The sequence below is a fragment of the Glaciimonas sp. GG7 genome, from assembly GCF_052976905.1.
The window spans coordinates 1-18,751 of record NZ_JBRIIQ010000049.1 but is presented as its reverse complement, the minus strand read 5'-3'; the positions used below and the strand labels follow the sequence as shown (position 1 = coordinate 18,751).

Genomic DNA, 18,751 nt, shown 5'->3' with positions numbered 1-18,751 from the left:
TCACCGACCGAAACAGCCTACTCAAAGCATAACCCGACTAAAAAAGGACCCTCAAAATGAACAACAAAGTAGTCTTCATAGGACTAGGCAACATGGGCCTCCCAATGGCACTAAACCTGGTCCGCGCCGGAATCCCCGTCAGCGGCCATGACCTGCTCCCCGCCAGCATAGAAAAATTCATAGCAGGCGGCGGCCAAACCAACACCAACCTCAACGCCGCAATCAAAACAGCAAACATCATCATCACAATGCTGCCAGCGAGCCGCCACGTAGAGTCCGCCTACTTCGGCGACAACGGTATCCTCGCCCAGGCCCAACCCGGCACCTTGCTAATAGACTGCTCAACAATCGCTCCCGACAGCGCCCGCAAAGTAGCCGCCGCTGCAAGCGAAAAAGGCTACACCATGCTAGACGCCCCAGTCTCAGGTGGCACAGGCGGCGCAACAGCAGGCACGCTCACCTTCATGGTCGGCGGCTCAGAAGAAGGATTCAGTCTGGCCAAACCCCTCCTCGAAAAAATGGGCAAAGCCATTTTCCACGCCGGCCAAAGCGGTGCCGGTCAAACCGTCAAAGTCTGCAATAACATGCTGCTAGGCATTCTGATGATAGGCACCTCCGAAGCCATCCGGCTAGGCATGGCTAACGGAATGGACCCAAAAGTGTTATCCGACGTGATGGCCAAAAGCTCAGGCCGCAACTGGGCGCTGGAAGTCTATAACCCATGCCCCGGCGTAATGGAAAACGCCCCCGCATCGAAAGATTACAGCGGCGGATTCGGCGTCGATTTGATGCTAAAGGATTTGGGACTGGCGATGGAAAATGCACTGTCAACCGGCAGCAGCATCCCGCTAGGATCACTAGCCCGCAATCTCTACGATATTCATAGCAAGAGCGGTGCAGGCGGACTGGATTTTTCGAGTATTTTTACGATGCTGGGAAAAACCGAATAACTGAAAATGCAGACATAAAAAAATGCCCCGTAAGTCATCACGACTACGGGGCATTTTTATAACTACAATTCAAAAATTAGTTACGCACAACTTTTTTGTATTCATTCGTACGCGTATCGATTTCAATCATATCGTCCTGGCTCACAAACAATGGCACTTGAACGGTGTGACGATGCGCTTCAACTGCATTTTCGATCTTGGCTTCTTTCAGAACGTTGCCTGAAGTATTGCCTTTGACTGCTGGCTCTGAGTAAATGATCTGGCGCACGATGGTCGTTGGGAGTTCGACTGAAATGGCTTTGCCATCGTAAAACACCGCTTCGCATTCCATGCCGTCTTTCAGGTAATGCAAGGCATCGCCCAAATTCTCTTCTTCAATTTCGTACTGCTCGTATTCAGCATCCATAAATACAAACAATGGATCAGCGAAATAAGAATACGTGACCGGTTTTTTATCGAGTACAACGACATCAAACTTGTCATCGCCGCGGAAAACGTTTTCTTGTGGGCTATTGGTCAGAAGATTTTTCATCTTCCATTTGTAGGTAAAGCCGGTGCGGCTCGAGCCATTGATGTCGGAGCGCAAAACGATCATAGGCTTACTGTCAACCATAATGATGTTGCCAACACGAATTTCTTTTGCAGGTTTCATAGCGAGTAGTCGTAAAAAGTAGGTTACACAAGAATCATCTGTAGCCTACTAGCGAAAAACACCGCAAGCCCACGTATGATTGAATTTTGAAATGCCTTAAAAATTAGCCGTACATTCTAACGCAATTTCGCGCATCGCTTAACGCACTGTGGCGGCAAATTTTAGTAAATTAGCGGCCAAGTCGCCATTTTCCGCCATTTGACGCTCCCAATCCACAGACATGCTGGCAATTTTTGTCAAGTCAGCGGCAAACAGCGGCCAAGTCCTGGCAAAATCTTTATCCTCGGCAGCATTCCAGGCCAAAGCGAGCGCAATCAAATGCTCGGTTTTGGCGGTAGTGCATTGCAAAAAAGCGTTCAATTTAACGTGATGCAAATTGTTGTCTTGCGGATAGATATGCCAGATAAACGGCTTGCCCGCCCATTGCGCACGGACGAAGGAGTCTTCACCGCGCACAAAATTGAGATCGCACGCCCACAGCAGTTTGTCGTAGTCCGGCTGCGCAATAAAAGGCAGCACACGCACGGTTAAGGCGTCACGCGTCGCCGTTGCGCCTACGCTCGCCAGGCCGCCAAGAAATGCTTGCACAGCCTCAACCGCAACGCCTTCGGGGACAAAACAAGTCACTGGCGCAGCACTACGTTGCCATGCCGCAAATAAGGCCGACACTGGCGCCTGCGGATAGCAGAATAAGGAAACTTTGAGAGACGCCATCTCCGCTGGCGTGACGCCAAACTGCCCGAGAAAAGCAGCCATTGCAGTTGGGTGGCGTTGAAATGCATGGCGCTGTTGTTGCAGCGTGGATTCACGCAGCAAGCCGCCAGTTTTACTGTTGAAGCCGGGAAAGAAAAAATACTTGGTCAACGACAGCGGTTGCGGCGACGACAAAGTATGGCAACCCTCAACCCACGCCTCAGCACTCAGCCCCTCCAGATTGAGCCACACCGGATGCGGCGTGCGCTGCGCCATGGCCGCAATATAGGGAGGCGGGATGTCACAGGCAAAGAATTCAATGACGATGTCGGCGATATCGTCAGCAGAAAAGACGCCGTTTTGATCGCGCCAATGGCGTACCGTGACGTTGCTAATTTGTTGCATCGGGCTGTCGATCACGACCTCTGGACAAATGCGCTGAAAACTCTGTAAATCGTCTACCCATAAGGTCACGGCGATACCGTGTTCCTGCTCTAATTGCCGCGCCAAACGCCAGCAAATGCCAATGTCGCCAAAGTTATCGACGACTTTACAAAAGAGTGCCAGCGAGGTTGTTTGATGCTTGTTTGGTTGTTTTTGTTGAATATTCACAGCAATTCCACATTCAATAAATTTAAATAACAGCTCTCACGCGTGGTACTGACAAAATCGGCCAGATACGGTTTTACCGACGCTTCCGGCAAACAAGCGGCGTACAGTTTGCCGATCAATCCTGTCGGCGTAATCCGCTTGGACAGCACGTAATCCCGATTGACATAGTTTTGCGCAGCCCACATCGGCAAGGTCGCAACCCCGCGTCGGCTCGCTACCAATTGCAGCATCGCAACCGTCAACTCGGTCGTGCGGCGCGCCGTGGTGATGCCAGCTGGTTTCATGACCTGACGCACGACGTCGAGCATGTCGTCAGGCACGGGATACGTAATTAAAGTATCGGTCGCAAAATCCTCTGCCACCAGATACGGGCGCTCAGCCAGCGGGTGATCGTGGGCTAGCAAGGCGACGATTTCGAAACTAAATAAAGGGTGGTAATCGACTTTTTCATCGAGATCGATTTCCGCCACGATGGCGATGTCGGCTCTGTGTTCATACAGCAAGCCCACCGGATCGGCCTGAAAGCCGGAGACGATATCCAACTCCACCTCCGGCCAGCGCTTGCGAAAAATGTCCATCGCCGGCATCAGCCAGTCAAAGCAAGTGTGGCATTCCACGGCAATGCGCAATTGCCCGGCCACACCTTGCGCCATGCGGACCAGATCGCGTTCGCTTTCGGCCACTTGCGGCAGCACGGTATCAGCTAGTTTGAGCAGGCGTTCGCCAGCTGGGGTGAAGCGGACCGGTACCGATTTACGTTCGAAAAGCGTCGTGCCGTGATGGTCTTCGAGTTGTTTGATTTGATGCGATAACGCCGATTGGGTGACGTTGAGCAGCGTGGCTGCGCGTAACAGATTACCGGCTTCACGCAGGGCGCGCAGGGTTTTTAGGTGACGGAGTTCGAGGATCGATTGCATGTTGTTGACTATGAATGAAATTCAAGTTGATTCTTAAAATTTGTCGTTTGAATCATAGTTGAAGTTGCGACACTATGCTACCCACGCACTTAAATATTTGGAGAAAAGTAATGGCATTAGCACACGTTTTGGGTTTTCCGCGCATCGGCGCACAGCGCGAGTTGAAATTTGCGCAAGAATCGTTCTGGAAGGGCGCATCCGACGAGACAGCCCTACGTGAGACGGGCGCAACGCTGCGTGCCCGTCATTGGAAAGCGCAGGCAGATGCGGGCCTTGATGTGGTGACCGTGGGCGATTTTGCCTGGTATGACCAGGTGTTGGGCACGCTGGCATTGCTGGGAGCGATTCCACAGCGGTTCGGGTTTGATGCCAAGCAACTGACGCTGGCGGACTATTTCACGCTGGCGCGCGGGAATAAACAACATTTCGCGATGGAAATGACGAAATGGTTTGATACCAATTATCACTATTTAGTCCCGGAATGGAACCCTGAAACCCAATTTGATGGCGGCGTAGATTGGCTATTCGACGAGATTGCCGAAGCGCAAGCGCTGGGGCATCAGGCCAAGGTAGCACTGGTCGGACCCCTGACCTTGTTGTATCTGGGCAAGATCAAATCAGGCCTGACGCACAAACTCGATCTGTTGCCGAAGGTCATTGCCGGTTATCAAACGTTGCTGACACGTTTGCAGGCCGCAGGCGTGAATGCGGTGCAAATTGATGAACCGATTCTGGCGTTGGAACTCGATAGCGCGTGGGTGCAGGCTTTTTCCCCTGCTTATGGTGCGCTGACCGCATCGGCCCCGCCATTGCTGTTGACCACGTATTTTGGCGAAGTCCAAACGCACGCCGCGTTGTTGCGCGACTTGCCAGTCATGGGTGTGCATCTGGATCTGGTGCGCGGCGCGGATCAGCTGGATGCGTTTGTTGCCAACTGGCCGCAAGACAAAGTGTTGTCGGTTGGCGTGGTCGATGGCCGCAATCTGTGGCGTAGCGATCTGGACACCATCCTGACCAGACTCAAGCCCTTGCAAGCGCAACTCGGCGATCGTTTGTGGGTGGCATCGAGTTGCTCGTTACTGCACGTACCGGTCGATCTGAAGCATGAAGACAAGCTCGATCAAGAGCTAAAAAGCTGGCTGTCATTTGCGACCCAAAAACTCTCAGAAATCGTCGCGCTGAAAGAAGCGTTGAATACTGATCCAGCCTCTGCATGCGCCAAAGAAGTGGAGGCAGAGTTTGTCGCTTCACGGGCGGCGTTGGCTAGCCGTAGTAGCTCCACGCGCATTCATAATCCACTGGTGCAAAAACGCCTAGCCGAAGTGACAGCGGCGCATGCAGAGCGGACCAGTGGATTCGAGACGCGCATTAACAAGCAACAAAAGAAATTTGATCTGCCGTTGTTTCCGACCACAACGATAGGCTCCTTCCCGCAGACCGCAGAAATCCGTCAGTCGCGTGCCGCTTACAAACGTGGTGAAATCGGGCATCTGGATTATCTCGATCAAATGCGCAATGAGATTCGTCTGGTGGTGCAGAAACAGGAAGAGCTGGGTCTGGACGTCTTGGTGCACGGCGAGCCGGAACGCAACGATATGGTGGAATACTTCGGCGAACAGTTGTGGGGCTATGCGTTTACCGCCAACGGCTGGGTTCAAAGTTATGGTTCACGCTGCGTCAAACCGCCTGTGATTTACGGCGATGTGTATCGCCCGGAAGCGATGACGGTAGGCTGGAGTCAGTTTGCGCAGACCCTGACCGCCAAGCCGATGAAAGGCATGCTGACTGGTCCGGTGACGATGCTGCAATGGTCGTTTGTGCGTGACGATCAGCCGCGTGAAACGACAGCATTGCAAATCGCGTTGGCCTTACGGGATGAAGTCTGCGATCTGGAAAAAGCCGGTATCGGCATGATTCAGATCGACGAGCCAGCGTTTCGCGAAGGCTTGCCGCTCAAGGCGCGGGACTGGAAGCACTACCTGGATTGGGCCGTGCGCGTCTTCAAAATCAGCGCCGCCGGTGTGACGGATGAAACTCAGATACATACGCATATGTGCTACTCGGAATTTAACGATATTTTGCCGTGGATAGCCGCTATGGATGCGGACGTGATCACGATCGAAACTTCGCGTTCGGATATGGAGCTGTTAGAAGGTTTTGGTGACTTTGCGTATCCCAACGATATCGGTCCCGGCGTCTATGACATCCATTCGCCACGGGTAGCGCAAGTCGATGAAATGGAGCGCTTGTTGCGCAAAGCGCGGGGTGTGATTCCCGATCAACGGCTATGGGTTAATCCTGATTGCGGTTTAAAAACGCGGGCCTGGCCGGAGACGTATGCAGCGTTGGAAAATATGGTGTTGGCTGCGCGACGGTTGCGTGCTGAGGTGGAGACGGAGCGGAAGGTTGCGTAGTTTGCTTGCGTTGTAAATCTGTCGTAAAACGTTGCCCCGGGATGGATGTTAATCATCGCCGGGGCGGGTGTATTTATGCGTAATGGCAGACGTAGTTCAGGGTCTCAATGGTTTCAATATCGAAGCTGGAGTTGGCGGCAATACTAAAGCTGTCACCTGCAACATATTTAGTCCACAACGCTTGATCTTTTTGACGCACCTGACAGATTCCGCTGGTGACGTCCATGATTTCAGCCCCGTCGGTATTGAATGTCAGGGTTGACGGAAGAATGACGCCGAGGGTTTTTTTGACGCCATTCTCAAGAATGATGGTGTGCGAAATACATTTACCGTCAAAGTAGACGCTGGCTTGTTTTAGGACCGATACGTTATCGAATTGGATACTCATAGGGAAACCTTCTAGTAGTTTAGTGGTGCATGGTTGGAAGTGAAGGCTGCGCACATTTCATGTCCTGCGCTGCATAAAGATTGCTGATGGCTATGCAATAAAAAATCCCTGTTGAGATATCTCAACAGGGATTTTTTTTGTATCAGTGTCAGATGTTATCAGCCGCGCTGGTTACGCGCATTCGCCGCAATGCGCAAACGCAAGGCATTGAGTTTGATAAAACCGCCAGCATCGGCCTGATTGTATGCGCCGCCGTCTTCGTCAAAAGTCGCAATTTTCATGTCGAACAGAGAATCGGTTTTAGAGTCGCGTGCGACCACGATGACGTTGCCTTTGTAGAGCTTGATCCGGACCCAGCCATTGACGCTGAGTTGGGTTTGATCGATCAGGGTTTGCAGTGCCAGACGCTCTGGTGCCCACCAGAAACCGTTATAAATCATCGATGCATAACGGGGCATCAAATCATCTTTCAGATGCGCAACTTCGCGGTCCAGTGTGATCGATTCAATGGCGCGATGCGCGCGCAGCATGATGGTGCCGCCCGGGGTTTCGTAGCAGCCGCGTGACTTCATGCCGACGAAACGGTTTTCGACCAGATCCAGACGACCGATACCATGCTTGCCGCCGAGGCGGTTGAGTTCTGTCAGTACGGTCGCAGGCGACATGCGCTGGCCGTTGAGGGCAACGATGTCGCCTTTTTCGTATTCGATATCAAGGTATTCGGCCTGGTCTGGTGCTGCTTCCGGGCTGACGGTCCAGCGCCACATACTTTCTTCGGCTTCGGCACTTGGGTTTTCCAGATGACGGCCTTCAAAGCTGATGTGCAGCAAGTTGGCGTCCATCGAATACGGTGCGCCGCCGTTTTTGTGTTTCATGTCAATTTCGATACCGGCGTCTTGCGCGTACTGCAGCAGTTTTTCACGCGAGAGCAAATCCCACTCGCGCCACGGTGCAATGACTTTGACGTTAGGCATCAAGGCATATGCGCCAAGTTCGAAGCGGACTTGATCGTTGCCTTTGCCTGTGGCACCGTGCGAGATCGTATCTGCGCCGGTTTCGCGGGCGATTTCGATTAAGCGTTTAGCGATTAATGGACGCGCAATCGACGTGCCTAGCAGGTATTCGCCTTCATAGACGGTGTTGGCGCGGAACATCGGGAAGACGAAGTCGCGCACGAACTCTTCACGCACGTCGTCGATGTAGATGTTTTCTGGCTTGATGCCGAATTTCAACGCTTTTTGACGCGCCGGTTCCAACTCTTCGCCCTGGCCCAGATCGGCGGTGAAGGTGACGATTTCACATTGATAATTATCTTGCAGCCATTTCAAAATGACTGAAGTGTCGAGACCGCCGGAATAGGCGAGCACTACTTTTTTTACGTCGCTCATGATTCGCTTTCTAATGTTTCAGTGTTGATTTGTATTCGGGTATTCGTTTAGGTTGCGTCTTTAAAATATCAGGATTCGATTCGTCCCACGACCAGATATTCCAGCAGCGCCTTCTGTACGTGGAGACGATTCTCCGCCTCATCCCAGACCACCGATTGCGGGCCGTCGATGACTTCCGCTGAGACTTCTTCGCCGCGATGTGCGGGCAGGCAATGCATGAAGAGGGCGTCTGGTTGCGCGCGCGCCATTTTGGCCTGATCGACGATCCAGCCGTCGAAGGCTTTCAGGCGAGCGGTATTTTCGGCTTCGTAACCCATGCTGGTCCAGACGTCGGTCGTCACTAAATGTGCACCTTCGCACGCATCGGAAGGGTTGCCGAAGACGGTGTACTGCTTGCTGTCGGCGCTGACCAATGTCGGATCGAGATCGTAGCCTTTTGGCGTGGAGATATTGACGTGAAAGTCGAATACCTGCGCCGCTTGCAGCCATGAGTACAGCATATTGTTGGCGTCGCCGATCCAGGCGACCGTCTTGCCGGTTATTGACCCGCGCTGTTCAATAAAGGTGAACACGTCGGCCAGTACCTGGCAGGGATGATATTCGTTGGTCAGGCCATTGATGACCGGTACGCGTGAGTTGGCGGCAAAGCGTTCGATGATGTCCTGACCGAAGGTGCGGATCATGATGATGTCGCACATGCGGGACATGACCTGCCCGGCGTCTTCTACCGGCTCACCGCGTCCGAGTTGGCTGTCGCGGGTATTGAGATAGATCGCCGCACCCCCGAGCTGATGCATACCGGCTTCGAACGACAAACGGGTGCGGGTCGAATTTTTCTCGAACACCATGACCAGCGTGCGGTCCAGCAGGGGATGATGCGGCTCGTAATTTTTAAACTTGCGTTTGATGATGCGGGTACGTTCAATGACGTACGCGTATTCATCGAGCGTGAAGTCGGAAAATTGCAGGTAGTGTTTGATGGTCATAAATGAAAATGGCGGTCAGTTTTGGGCTGCCGCCGAAGTTTCTAACCTGATCGATTATAAGGGATTATGCTTAAAAAGATACCCTCATAAGGGGCAAGGAGAAGCAAAAGCGGGCATAAACAATCGCTTACAGCTCAATAAAGTGTTTGTGATGATTCATGCAACAGTTGTTTATAGAGTTGATGGCGCATCGGGGCAATTTTTCCTGTCTGCAGTGCCTCCAGAACGGCGCAACTTGGCTCTGTTAAATGATGGCAGTTATAGAACTTACATTTGCCAAGAAACGGCTCAAATTCACGAAACGCCCGTTCCAGCATGCCTTCGCTGAGTTGATACAAGCCAAACTCCTGAAATCCCGGCGAGTCGATGATGTAAGTTTCATCGTTGGTGCCGGGATGGACTTCATACAATCGGGTAAATGTCGTGGTGTGTTTACCGGTATCCAATGCCGCAGAGATTTCCCGTGTGGCAATGTCGGCATCGGTCACGATCAGATTAATGATGGATGATTTACCCATGCCGGACTGACCGATCAGAATAGACGATTGGCCTTCCAGCAGCGGCATCATGGTGGCACAGGTTTGCTCCGGCATACCGGTTGCAGAGACTTCGTGCACCGGATAACCCAGATTGGCATAAGGAAGCAAGCGTTCACGCGCTCTCGGTAGCGAGGCGGTGACATCGGTCTTGTTCAAAATAATATGGGCCTGCACACCGGCAGCTTCGGCAGCCACCAGCGCACGCGAAATCAGATCGTCGGTAAAGCCGGGCTCGGTTGCCACCACAATAAATAATTGGGTAACGTTGGCGGCCAGCAACTTCGATTTGTATTGATCCGAGCGGTACAGCAGGCTACGACGCTCGCCAATGGATTCAATGACGGCCTGATTTTGCGAAGTCATATTTAGATTGACCTTGTCGCCAACAGCAACATCGCTCTTCTTGCCGCGGGTGACGCAGTGGAGCTTTAATGACGCGCCGTCCACCATCGCCTGCACCAGATAGTGGCGTCCGTGGGCCGCGATGACTACGCCAACAGCGTTGGCGATACTGGCTTTAGCGGCTTTGCCTGGCTTCGGTTTGTAGTGATCAACCATGCCGGGCGCTCAGTTTTGTCGCGAGCAGTTTTTTAATCCGGACGGCGGCAGGCGGGTGCGAATCGTAGAACGCCGAATGCAGCGGGTCCGGCGTCAAGGTCGATGCATTGTCTTCATAGAGCTTGACTAATGCGGCTACGAGATCGTCGGCATTGGTGTATTTGGCGGCAAACGCATCGGCTTCAAATTCATGTTTGCGCGACGTGATCGATGACAGCGGCGACAACATAAAGGTAAAAATCGGCAGCGCCAGCATAAATAAAATCAACGCCATCGCATTGTTGTTCGACAGATCGGTCAATAGCAGGGGATTCACGCCGAGACCGGTGAAAAACCACAATTGCTGCTTCAAATAGCCCAACAAAGCTAAAAACACCAGCGACACAGCAAAGATCACCACGATGCGTTTAACGATATGTTTGAGTTTGAAATGGCCCAGTTCATGCGCCAGCACCGCTTCAATTTCATGTGGGGCCAGACGCGCTAACAGCGTATCGAAAAAAACGATGCGTTTATTGGCGCCAAAGCCGGAGAAATACGCATTGCCGTGGGCGCTGCGTTTCGAGCCGTCCATGACGAATAAACCTTTGGAGGCAAAGCCGACCCGCTGCATCAAGCCTTCAATACGGGCGCGCAAGCTGTCGTCGGTCAATGGTGTGAATTTATTGAACATGGGCGCGATGACGGAAGGAAACAAAATTAGCATCAACAATTGAAACCCGCTCCAGACCAGCCATGCATAAAACCACCAAAGATCGCCGGATGTAGCCATCAGCATCAGGACCACCCAAATCAGTGGCAGGCCAATGACTGCGCCAAGCAGGGTACTTTTTAACAGATCGATGAAAAATAACTTGCGGGTCATTTTGTTGAAGCCGTAACGGGCTTCCAGGACGAACTGTTTGTAGTATTCAATCGGTAAATCGATCGCACCCGAAATGACCGCAAACGCTAATAGCAGACTAAGTTGATAGATCATGCCGGGGCCCGCCCAGCCAAACAAAGTGCCGGACAGCCATTGCAAACCGCCCAGCAAGGTAAAGCCGATCAAGACCGCCGCATTCACAAACAGGCCGAAAAGGCTGAATTTGGTCTTGGCAACGGTGTAATCAGCGGCTTTTTGATGCGCAGCCAAAGGAATTCTTTCCGCGAATTCGGCCGGGACTGCGCTACGATGCGTGAGCACGTGGCGAATCTGGCGAGAACCGAGCCAAAAGCGTACCGAGATACTGGTTGCTAAAAAAACGATAAATAATACTGAAAATGCAAGTGAAGACATGGGCACCCTATGTGAGAAAATACGCGACTGCCGGACTGATGCAACATCGCCCCAGCGGCATCAAATGTTGTGTTATTCCTAGATATCTCAGCGCGTTTCCCGATAAATAGTAAAGAGAACAATTATGTCACAAGCTACCGATTCATCCGCACCATCTGCACCGGTTGTACCGGTTACGACACCTGTGCGGCCCAATGAATTCAACCTGATCTGGGTTGATATGGAAATGACCGGGCTAGACCCTGACGGCGACCGGATTATTGAAGTCGCGGTCGTCGTCACCGATCCGCAATTGAATATTTTGGCCGAGGGACCGGTTTTTGCGATTCATCAGGCGGATGAATTGATGGACGGGATGGACGCCTGGAATAAAGGTACGCACGGTCGCTCGGGTTTGATCGAGCGCGTAAAAACCTCCACCGTGTCCGAAGCCGATGCCGAAGGCGAGCTGATCACCTTCTTGCAAAAATACGTACCAAAAGGCAAATCGCCGATGTGCGGCAATACGATTTGCCAGGATCGACGCTTCATGGTGCGCACCATGCCTAAGCTTGAAGCATTCTTTCATTACCGCAATCTGGATGTATCGACGCTCAAAGAACTATGCCGTCGTTGGAAGCCGGAGCTGGCAAGCGGCTTCAAGAAGCATCAAAAACATACTGCTCTAGCCGATATTCTGGAGTCGATTGAGGAATTGAAATATTACCGCGAGCATTTCATTAAGGAGTAAGTACTTCGGCCCGGGCCCCGGTTCATCGGGCCGAAATGTGAGCGAAAATCAAAAAAGGACGGCATTACCGTCCTTTTTTGATGCCCATGGCGATCGATCAGATCGATCGGCTTATTCCTCAGCCAGCCCCGCCCCACAACATTTTTTGAATTTCTTACCACTCCCACAGCCACACAAATCATTGCGCCCGACTTTTGGTGTTTCACGCTGAATCGTTTTGACAGCAGATTTACGGTTCGGCAGCCAGTAGCGATAAATCTCAGGAATCGCAGCCTCGACCTCCACCGTCAATTTGTGACGCTGTACCGGATCTTCGCGCAGCCGCATTTCTTCTTCTTCCAACTCCTCCGCACCCAGCAGATAAATTGGTCGTACCACAGCGGATAAGTTCGACGTCCAGATCGGCTCCCACGCTGCAGCCCGCAGATTAATCCCTTCCCAGAAGCCCCAGGCCCATGCCTCGCCATCCAGCAGCGGCTTGCCTTCATGCTCGAATTCGCAAAACAGCGGTTCGTATTCCTGGATGGCAACTTCCAGCGTGACCGCGATTTCATTCATATAGCGGGCGATCAGGCCGACGGTGCGTTCGAATTCTTTGTCGGATTTAAACTTCGGCGCATCTTTGAGCGATGGCCCCCAGACGTGCGGCAGCCATTCACCCAGCAAGACTTGCTCCGGGCCAACAACTAACGCCGTCAGATAGCCGTGCAAGGTGTCCATCGTCATACTCTCCTCGCCGCAGCGCTCAGAGAGCAAAAAGTCGTCTAATTCATCAAATTCTTTATCTGACAGCGGTTCGTCGAGTTCCATGGTGATGCCTATTGAATAGTGAGGATGCGGATTTTACGCAAAGAAGGGCGTCCGTGTGCGGCTTAGTCTCGCTCAGACGTCGATAGCGGCGCTTACGCAAAATTAAGTTCAACCCCATTCCCAGCCGGATCTTTAAAAAAGATTTGCGTTTGCCCGGTTAAGGGAACCTGGACTAGTTTGTATTGCACTTCATGCGTCGCTAATCGCGCTTCCATTTCCGCTTGGTTCACACAGCTAAAGGCAGCATGATCGAACGTCGTCATGGGGCTGATATCCAGCAATTGGCCGGGTCTGGTTTCACTTAAATGCAGAACCGGGTGCTCGCCTGCGTAGAGCCAATAGCCGAAACTGTTAAACGGCGGACGTTCGCCTTGTTTCAGACCGACCATCTCGCAATAAAATGTTTTCAGTTGTTCCATCAGTTCACGCGGGGCGCGCAGATTGTAGTGATTCAGAGCGATGGCTGGCATGGGCTGGCTTTCTTGTGAGATTCAAATGATGAATAGTGATGCTGATCTGCGTCTATGTTGCGCGTAGTTCATTTTAAAAACAATGCCGTAGAAATATCATCAATCAAGCCTCCCCCTCCTAATATGGCGCAAACGAATGTCGGCTTACAACTTACAATAGCCGACATGAACCTACTCACGCCTGCATCATTTTCGACCCTCACGCCAGATACCGTACTGGACGCGCTTGACAGCATCGGTTTGCATGGCGATGGCCGTCTGCTGGCACTCAATAGTTATGAAAATCGTGTGTATCAAATCGGGATGGAGGAGGGACCGCCGCTGGTGGCTAAATTTTACCGGCCACAGCGCTGGAGCGATGCGGCGATTTTGGAAGAGCATGCGTTTGTGGCTGAGCTGGTCGAACGAGAGATTCCGGTGGTGCCAGCGTCTGCCAGCGTCGATGGGAATACCTTGCACCAATTCAACGGATTCAGATTCGCCGTTTTCCCCCGGCATGGCGGACGTTCGCCTGAGTTGGAGGATAGTGCGACGCTGGAATGGCTGGGGCGGTTTATGGGGCGTATTCATGCGATCGGACAACTGAAGGTTTTTCAGCATCGGCCTACGCTCGATATCACGACCTTTGGGATTGAGCCAAGCAACTACCTGCTCGAAAGTGGGTTCGTACCGGAAGATTTGCTGGCCGCCTATCGCAGCACCGTCACGCAAGCGCTGGAAGGCGTGCGGCGCTGCTTTGATCGGGCCGGAGAAGATATTCGGATGCTGCGCTTGCATGGCGACTGTCACGGCAGCAACGTACTCTGGACCGATGCCGGTCCGCATTTTGTCGATTTCGACGATAGCCGCATGGGACCGGCGGTGCAGGATTTGTGGATGCTGTTGTCGGGCGAGCGGCAGGATATGACGCGCCAATTAGCCGATTTGCTCGCTGGTTATGAAGATTTTTGTGACTTCGATCCGCGTGAGCTGCATCTGATCGAGGCCTTGCGGACTTTGCGATTGATCCATTATTCAGCATGGATTGCGCGTCGTTGGGATGATCCTGCGTTTGTGGTCGCTTTCCCTTGGTTTAATACCCAGCGTTATTGGCAGGATCGCGTGCTGGAATTGCGTGAGCAGATTGCGTTGATGGATGAGCCGCCGTTGTGGCCTGCTTAATCCCATAGTTGATCATCAGATATTTCTCGGGCACCTAAACGGTGCCCGTTTTACGGACTGACTTATACATTTTAGCCAAACATTTTTGCCTCCCCCAAACGTACTTTCCCGTCAGGTTCAACCTCTGCTATAAACCGAATTCTCGCTATGTGGGAGTCGGACACACTGTATCGGCCAGCGGCCATGATCGGCACGGCGCACGATATCAGGGGACCAACTGCCTCTGCGTCAACGCCGAACCACGCTGAAAAATGTGGTTTATTGACTTGAGCCAAGTCGATTTTATAGGGGGAAATATGCCAGAAATGAATGCCACCGCCGGAGTCTCCAATGCAGGCTCCATCTATACGCAATCAATCGCCGATACACATGAAACGCCAGCTAAATATCCCGGCCTGCTGGTGCATGATATTAGTGAGGCACAAGAAGACACTACTATCAAAGGTCATGCACCCGGTAGTTCCAAAGCGATGTTTGTCTCCATTCCCTGGTCAGCAACCTACACCAAAGGGGGACTCAAGCCAGGTGCTACTTATCGATTAAAAGAAGCGCCTAGTGACTTTCATGCGGCTATCGAGGTCCTGTCGGGGAACATATTTAAGCTAAGTGGCCTGAAATGTCCGGCCATGCACCTTGTCAATAACTGCCGTCAGATGCAAGAAGGCAGCGCAATTTTCGATCCGGATAAACTGTATATCGCCTCGGAATACGTTCCCTCGCTCAAGCTGGTTGATATTGGAGACTACCCGTTTACCCCGCAAGGAAAGCAAGTGATCCTCGCAGAGCATCCTCACTTGGAGGATGCCTACAATCAAGAGATACAAAATCACAAAGTGTGGTGGTCAAGTAATTTCGGACACAACAATAGGTTTTTTTTCTGCCATTTTTCGCTCGTAGGCGACGGGCGACAGATTTCCCAATACTGAATTGAATCGCTCGGTGTTATAGAACCCGACAATGTAAGCAGTAATGTCTTTGCTAGCCTCCGCGTGGTTGGCATATTGGCGTTGCCAGACGCGTTCCATCTTGAGATTGAGGAAGAAGCGTTCAGCAACGGCATTGTCCCAGCAGTTTGCACGGCGGCTCATACTGCAAACAAAGCCATGTTCATCGAGAAGGCCCTGGTAGAGCTGGCTGGCATATTGGCTGCCGCGATCGGAATGGACAATTAGCCCGGAGGCTGGTTGTCGTTGCGCAATCGCCATGTTCAGAGCAGCACAAACCAGTTCTGCTGGCATGCTCGGAGCCATCGCCCAACCGACTATTTTGCGTGCGAACAAATCCAGGACGATGGCCAGATACAGCCACCCGGCACCAGTACGGATGTAGGTAATATCAGTGACATACGCCAAGTCTGGTGCAGCAGGATTGAACTGCCGGTTGAGGATATTAGCGGCTACTGGCAAGTTATGTTTGCTGTCTGTTGTGTGGATAAACTTACGTTTCCAAACGGGTTTTAAGCTGGCTCGGCGCATCAGGCTACGTATCTTGTAGCGACCGATCACAAAGCCTTGATTCCTCATTGCGGTGACCAACCGACGACTGCCATAGCTTTGATGGCTGGCCATAAAAGCAGCCTTCAGGTGAACGCTTGTTTTACACAAAACCGGTTTAGCAGCACGATGCTGTGCCTCGTAATAGCCAGAACGACTCACGCTCAGGACGCGGCAGCAGTGTTTTACCGGGAAGGCCTTCTCTTGCAGTTGACGAATGAGTTGATAGCTCATTTCATTTCCCGGGCAAAGAAGGCCGATGCTTTTTTTAAGATATCAACATCCTGGCGAAGTTGGCGATTATCGTTTTCTAATTGTCGTATCCGTTGCTGCTCGGAGGTCAGCGGTAATCCTATCCCCGGCTTGCCGTTCTGCTCAGCGCCGTACTGCGTTACCCAACGACGAATTGCTGTGGTGCCTATGTTCATACTGGCGCTGACATGTTGAATACTCAGGCCTTGTTCTTTGATCATCCGCACGACTTCCAGCTTCAGGCTGCTGTCGTAATTCTTATGTTGCTTTGACATTTATATTTCCTCAGTTGATGGATTATCCACCCATTGAGGTGTCCGGAAAAATTAGACCACAGCAAAGATGCTGTCGCCAGACAAAAAAACATTGAAAAGCAACATGGTCCATGGTGGTCAATAGATGCGCCCAAAAAAGAATTGAATGGTCTGCCGGTGCAAGGCCCTATGACATTGGAAGAGTACAACGTTGCTATCGGTCCTTATCGAGAGGCTGATCAGGACCGATTTAACGCGCTCAAAGCATTAAATCAGATGCTACCGGCTCCCCTTCGTTACGAGCAGACAAAACACTATATTGGCTCGCGCAACGGCGGCGACTGGGATCCCAAGAACTACCGTATGGAAAATGTTTGTATCGGAACCGATAAGAAAGGAAAGTTGTTTGTCTCAACGGTAGATTTTGGCGCTTTTGGTCCAGTCGCTTTTCAGGCAATGAACAAGTCTGATCCGGGTTCGCATAATACGGCTTTCATGCAAAGGCCTGCAGCACTGTTTTATATAGACTTTCCACTACCGTCAGTGCGTGAACCTGGCGCTAAAGATAAAGTGTTTTCCGATTTCATCGGGCCGTCGTCGAAGTCGATCAATGCCTTGTCCGACATGCCTTACGATAATCAGTTAATAACCAGTGTGGCAGAGCTGACCAAGGCGGAAACGGAATCTTATGATATGCGTCTGCGATCAAACACAGCAATGGCCCCCGCTTTTGAAATGGCGTATCGCTTCCATTTAGCGTCACACGATGCCATCGAAAAAATCGTAGACCAGCACTGGATTACGCCTCCGCCTGACTTTCTGGTGGCAAAAAATCCGATCATTGCTCAAAAGGATGACCCGCCTGCTCCACCCCCGATACAACTCGAGCTGACCAAAGAAATGATGATCGCATCTGTGCACAGGCACAATGCCGCATTCGTCGAACGCATCGGGCAAGACCAACTTATTGATTGGGAGCGGCAACATCCAGCGGTAGCGGCGCAATGCCGAGCGGACATGAACGCGTCATTAAATGCGTTGGGATTCAAAGATCATTACATTACTCCGCTGGCTCCTTATGTTGAGTGGCACGCGCTGCAAATGACTTAACGTGTATTCCTATCCGGGTATGTGCGACTCGCCCTGAAAGATAGAAATGCTCAGGCGCAACTCCAGAGAGTGCTGATAAGGTGCATCATGATTGATGCACCTTTTTTACATTCAGCAGCACTGTTCGGAGATACAACCATGATCCAACCAAGCCAACCAAGCCAACCAAGCCAGCAATTAACCCCTGCGCTGGCGTCCACCTTCGCCAACATGGTCCTCGGCCATATCACGCAGGAATATCCCAACAAACTCACTCATACCCTCAACAGTGCCGCCGATGTGCAAAATCCGCGTGCCTTGTATCCGATTTTTTACGGCAGTTACGACTGGCATTCTTGCGTGCATGGGTATTGGTTGTTGGTGCGCTTGCTGACGCGTTATCCGGCGTTACCAGAAGCTGCGGCGATACGTTCGCTGTTGGATCGTCAATTCACGCAAGCGAATGTGTGCGGCGAATTGGCCTATCTGGCAGCACCGTCGCGGGCTGGGTTTGAGCGTCCTTATGGTTGGGGCTGGTTGTTGGCGTTGCAGTCGGCGTTGGTCAAATTGGACAGTCTTGAGGGGCAGCGCTGGGCACGAACTTTGTCGCCGTTGGCGGATGCGTTTGTTGCATTGTTTGTTGATTTTTTGCCGAAGGCGACTTATCCGGTGCGGGTTGGGACGCATTTCAATACCGCCTTTGCTTTGACGCTGGCGTTGGAGTATGCGCGTACGGTTGGCAATGCAGGGTTGGAAGCGGACATTTGTGCTGCGGCCCGGCGCTGGCATGGGCGGGACGTCGGTTGTCAGGCTTGGGAGCCGAGTGGGGATGAGTTTTTGTCGCCTGCGTTGATGGTAGCTGTGTTGATGCGGCAGGTTTTATCTGCTGCTGAGTTTGAGGTTTGGTTTTCGGGATTTTTGCCTGATTTGGTGCGGGGGGAGCCGGTGAGTTTGTTCACGCCGGCTACTGTGAGTGATCGTAGTGATGGGAAGATTGCGCATTTGGATGGGCTTAATTTTAGTCGTGCATGGTGTCAGAGGTCTATTGCGCGAGGGTTACCGTTTGGGGAAAACGATCGCTATGGCTTGCGTGTGAATGCCGTCCACGAAGGCGGC

18 protein-coding genes are annotated in these 18,751 nt (G+C 52.0%); 7 read left to right on the top strand and 11 right to left on the bottom strand.

Annotated elements, in window-relative coordinates; all coding sequences use genetic code 11:
- The first annotated feature begins 56 nt into the window (after positions 1-56).
- A complete protein-coding gene (mmsB, locus tag ACVBEF_RS12670; protein WP_447124303.1) occupies positions 57-950 on the top strand; it encodes a 3-hydroxyisobutyrate dehydrogenase in 894 nt (297 codons plus the stop codon).
- Between the two features lie 76 nt (positions 951-1,026).
- Here mmsB and ACVBEF_RS12665 read toward each other — a convergent pair whose 3' ends face one another.
- The 3 genes from ACVBEF_RS12665 to ACVBEF_RS12655 all read right to left on the bottom strand — a co-directional run bounded on the left by ACVBEF_RS12665 (position 1,027) and on the right by ACVBEF_RS12655 (position 3,824).
- Positions 1,027-1,602: an elongation factor P gene (locus ACVBEF_RS12665; protein ID WP_447124302.1), complete on the bottom strand. Its 576-nt coding sequence runs from the start codon at positions 1,600-1,602 to the stop codon at positions 1,027-1,029.
- A gap of 138 nt (positions 1,603-1,740) precedes the next feature.
- Positions 1,741-2,907 carry an elongation factor P maturation arginine rhamnosyltransferase EarP gene (gene earP, locus ACVBEF_RS12660; RefSeq protein WP_447124301.1) on the bottom strand — a complete coding sequence of 389 codons (1,167 nt, stop codon included), beginning with the start codon at positions 2,905-2,907 and terminating at the stop codon, positions 1,741-1,743.
- On the bottom strand, positions 2,904-3,824 hold the full coding sequence (locus ACVBEF_RS12655; protein WP_447124300.1) for a LysR family transcriptional regulator: 921 nt from the start codon (positions 3,822-3,824) through the stop codon (positions 2,904-2,906). The genes earP and ACVBEF_RS12655 overlap by 4 nt, the downstream gene beginning before the upstream one ends.
- Before the next feature lie 110 nt (positions 3,825-3,934).
- On the opposite strand from ACVBEF_RS12655, the gene metE reads away from it, so the two are divergent.
- Positions 3,935-6,238 carry a 5-methyltetrahydropteroyltriglutamate--homocysteine S-methyltransferase gene (metE, locus tag ACVBEF_RS12650; protein WP_447124299.1) on the top strand — a complete coding sequence of 768 codons (2,304 nt, stop codon included), beginning with the start codon at positions 3,935-3,937 and terminating at the stop codon, positions 6,236-6,238.
- A 73-nt stretch (positions 6,239-6,311) separates the two neighbouring features.
- Here the strand turns inward: metE and ppnP are convergent, their stop codons facing one another.
- From ppnP to ACVBEF_RS12625, 5 genes are all read right to left on the bottom strand, one after another.
- Positions 6,312-6,626, bottom strand: coding sequence for a pyrimidine/purine nucleoside phosphorylase (gene ppnP / locus ACVBEF_RS12645; protein ID WP_447124298.1), 315 nt, complete (start codon positions 6,624-6,626; stop codon positions 6,312-6,314).
- Positions 6,627-6,784: 158 nt separating this feature from the next.
- Positions 6,785-8,014 carry an argininosuccinate synthase gene (locus tag ACVBEF_RS12640; RefSeq protein ID WP_447124297.1) on the bottom strand — a complete coding sequence of 410 codons (1,230 nt, stop codon included), beginning with the start codon at positions 8,012-8,014 and terminating at the stop codon, positions 6,785-6,787.
- Between the two features lie 68 nt (positions 8,015-8,082).
- Positions 8,083-9,000: an ornithine carbamoyltransferase gene (gene argF, locus ACVBEF_RS12635; protein WP_447124296.1), complete on the bottom strand. Its 918-nt coding sequence runs from the start codon at positions 8,998-9,000 to the stop codon at positions 8,083-8,085.
- A gap of 134 nt (positions 9,001-9,134) precedes the next feature.
- The gene (rsgA, locus tag ACVBEF_RS12630; RefSeq protein ID WP_447124315.1) at positions 9,135-9,989 is read right to left on the bottom strand and encodes a ribosome small subunit-dependent GTPase A; all 855 of its coding nucleotides are present in this window, start codon (positions 9,987-9,989) and stop codon (positions 9,135-9,137) included.
- A gap of 100 nt (positions 9,990-10,089) precedes the next feature.
- Positions 10,090-11,376, bottom strand: coding sequence for a M48 family metallopeptidase (locus ACVBEF_RS12625; RefSeq protein ID WP_447124295.1), 1,287 nt, complete (start codon positions 11,374-11,376; stop codon positions 10,090-10,092).
- A gap of 124 nt (positions 11,377-11,500) precedes the next feature.
- On the opposite strand from ACVBEF_RS12625, the gene orn reads away from it, so the two are divergent.
- Positions 11,501-12,106, top strand: coding sequence for an oligoribonuclease (gene orn / locus ACVBEF_RS12620; RefSeq protein WP_447124294.1), 606 nt, complete (start codon positions 11,501-11,503; stop codon positions 12,104-12,106).
- A 111-nt stretch (positions 12,107-12,217) separates the two neighbouring features.
- On the opposite strand, the gene ACVBEF_RS12615 is transcribed toward orn, so the two are convergent.
- Together ACVBEF_RS12615 and ACVBEF_RS12610 are read right to left on the bottom strand one after the other, a co-directional pair.
- Positions 12,218-12,916: a UPF0149 family protein gene (locus tag ACVBEF_RS12615; protein WP_447124293.1), complete on the bottom strand. Its 699-nt coding sequence runs from the start codon at positions 12,914-12,916 to the stop codon at positions 12,218-12,220.
- A 92-nt stretch (positions 12,917-13,008) separates the two neighbouring features.
- A complete protein-coding gene (locus ACVBEF_RS12610; RefSeq protein WP_447124292.1) occupies positions 13,009-13,386 on the bottom strand; it encodes a VOC family protein in 378 nt (125 codons plus the stop codon).
- A gap of 165 nt (positions 13,387-13,551) precedes the next feature.
- Between ACVBEF_RS12610 and ACVBEF_RS12605 the strand changes: the two genes are divergently transcribed.
- Together ACVBEF_RS12605 and ACVBEF_RS12600 are read left to right on the top strand one after the other, a co-directional pair.
- Complete coding sequence (locus tag ACVBEF_RS12605; RefSeq protein ID WP_447124314.1) at positions 13,552-14,547, top strand: serine/threonine protein kinase; 996 nt, start codon at positions 13,552-13,554, stop codon at positions 14,545-14,547.
- A gap of 296 nt (positions 14,548-14,843) precedes the next feature.
- Positions 14,844-15,473 carry a hypothetical protein gene (locus ACVBEF_RS12600; protein WP_447124291.1) on the top strand — a complete coding sequence of 210 codons (630 nt, stop codon included), beginning with the start codon at positions 14,844-14,846 and terminating at the stop codon, positions 15,471-15,473.
- Here the strand turns inward: ACVBEF_RS12600 and ACVBEF_RS12595 are convergent.
- Positions 15,390-16,567 (bottom strand): IS3 family transposase gene (locus ACVBEF_RS12595; RefSeq protein ID WP_447122149.1). Its coding sequence is split into 2 segments (ribosomal slippage): positions 15,390-16,300 and positions 16,300-16,567, totalling 1,179 coding nucleotides; the frame shifts between segments, so codons are not numbered across the junction. The two genes, ACVBEF_RS12600 and ACVBEF_RS12595, sit on opposite strands and share 84 nt — an antisense overlap.
- A 33-nt stretch (positions 16,568-16,600) precedes the next feature.
- Between ACVBEF_RS12595 and ACVBEF_RS12590 the strand changes: the two genes are divergently transcribed.
- Both ACVBEF_RS12590 and ACVBEF_RS12585 read left to right on the top strand, forming a co-directional pair.
- Entirely contained in the window at positions 16,601-17,656 is a 1,056-nt protein-coding gene (locus tag ACVBEF_RS12590; protein ID WP_447124290.1) for a hypothetical protein, read from the top strand.
- Positions 17,657-17,794: 138 nt separating this feature from the next.
- On the top strand, positions 17,795-18,751 hold a 957-nt coding region (locus tag ACVBEF_RS12585; RefSeq protein WP_447124289.1), incomplete at its 3' end, for a DUF2891 domain-containing protein.

Bases quoted from the DNA above. Each gene is read 5' to 3' on its own strand.
- mmsB (WP_447124303.1), top strand. From the start codon at position 57: ATGAACAACAAAGTAGTCTTCATAGGACTAGGCAACATGGGCCTCCCA.
- ACVBEF_RS12665 (WP_447124302.1), bottom strand. From the start codon at position 1,602: ATGAAACCTGCAAAAGAAATTCGTGTTGGCAACATCATTATGGTTGAC.
- ACVBEF_RS12655 (WP_447124300.1), bottom strand. From the start codon at position 3,824: ATGCAATCGATCCTCGAACTCCGTCACCTAAAAACCCTGCGCGCCCTG.
- metE (WP_447124299.1), top strand. From the start codon at position 3,935: ATGGCATTAGCACACGTTTTGGGTTTTCCGCGCATCGGCGCACAGCGC.
- ppnP (WP_447124298.1), bottom strand. From the start codon at position 6,626: ATGAGTATCCAATTCGATAACGTATCGGTCCTAAAACAAGCCAGCGTC.
- ACVBEF_RS12640 (WP_447124297.1), bottom strand. From the start codon at position 8,014: ATGAGCGACGTAAAAAAAGTAGTGCTCGCCTATTCCGGCGGTCTCGAC.
- argF (WP_447124296.1), bottom strand. From the start codon at position 9,000: ATGACCATCAAACACTACCTGCAATTTTCCGACTTCACGCTCGATGAA.
- rsgA (WP_447124315.1), bottom strand. From the start codon at position 9,989: ATGGTGGACGGCGCGTCATTAAAGCTCCACTGCGTCACCCGCGGCAAG.
- ACVBEF_RS12625 (WP_447124295.1), bottom strand. From the start codon at position 11,376: ATGTCTTCACTTGCATTTTCAGTATTATTTATCGTTTTTTTAGCAACC.
- orn (WP_447124294.1), top strand. From the start codon at position 11,501: ATGTCACAAGCTACCGATTCATCCGCACCATCTGCACCGGTTGTACCG.
- ACVBEF_RS12615 (WP_447124293.1), bottom strand. From the start codon at position 12,916: ATGGAACTCGACGAACCGCTGTCAGATAAAGAATTTGATGAATTAGAC.
- ACVBEF_RS12610 (WP_447124292.1), bottom strand. From the start codon at position 13,386: ATGCCAGCCATCGCTCTGAATCACTACAATCTGCGCGCCCCGCGTGAA.
- ACVBEF_RS12605 (WP_447124314.1), top strand. From the start codon at position 13,552: ATGAACCTACTCACGCCTGCATCATTTTCGACCCTCACGCCAGATACC.
- ACVBEF_RS12600 (WP_447124291.1), top strand. From the start codon at position 14,844: ATGCCAGAAATGAATGCCACCGCCGGAGTCTCCAATGCAGGCTCCATC.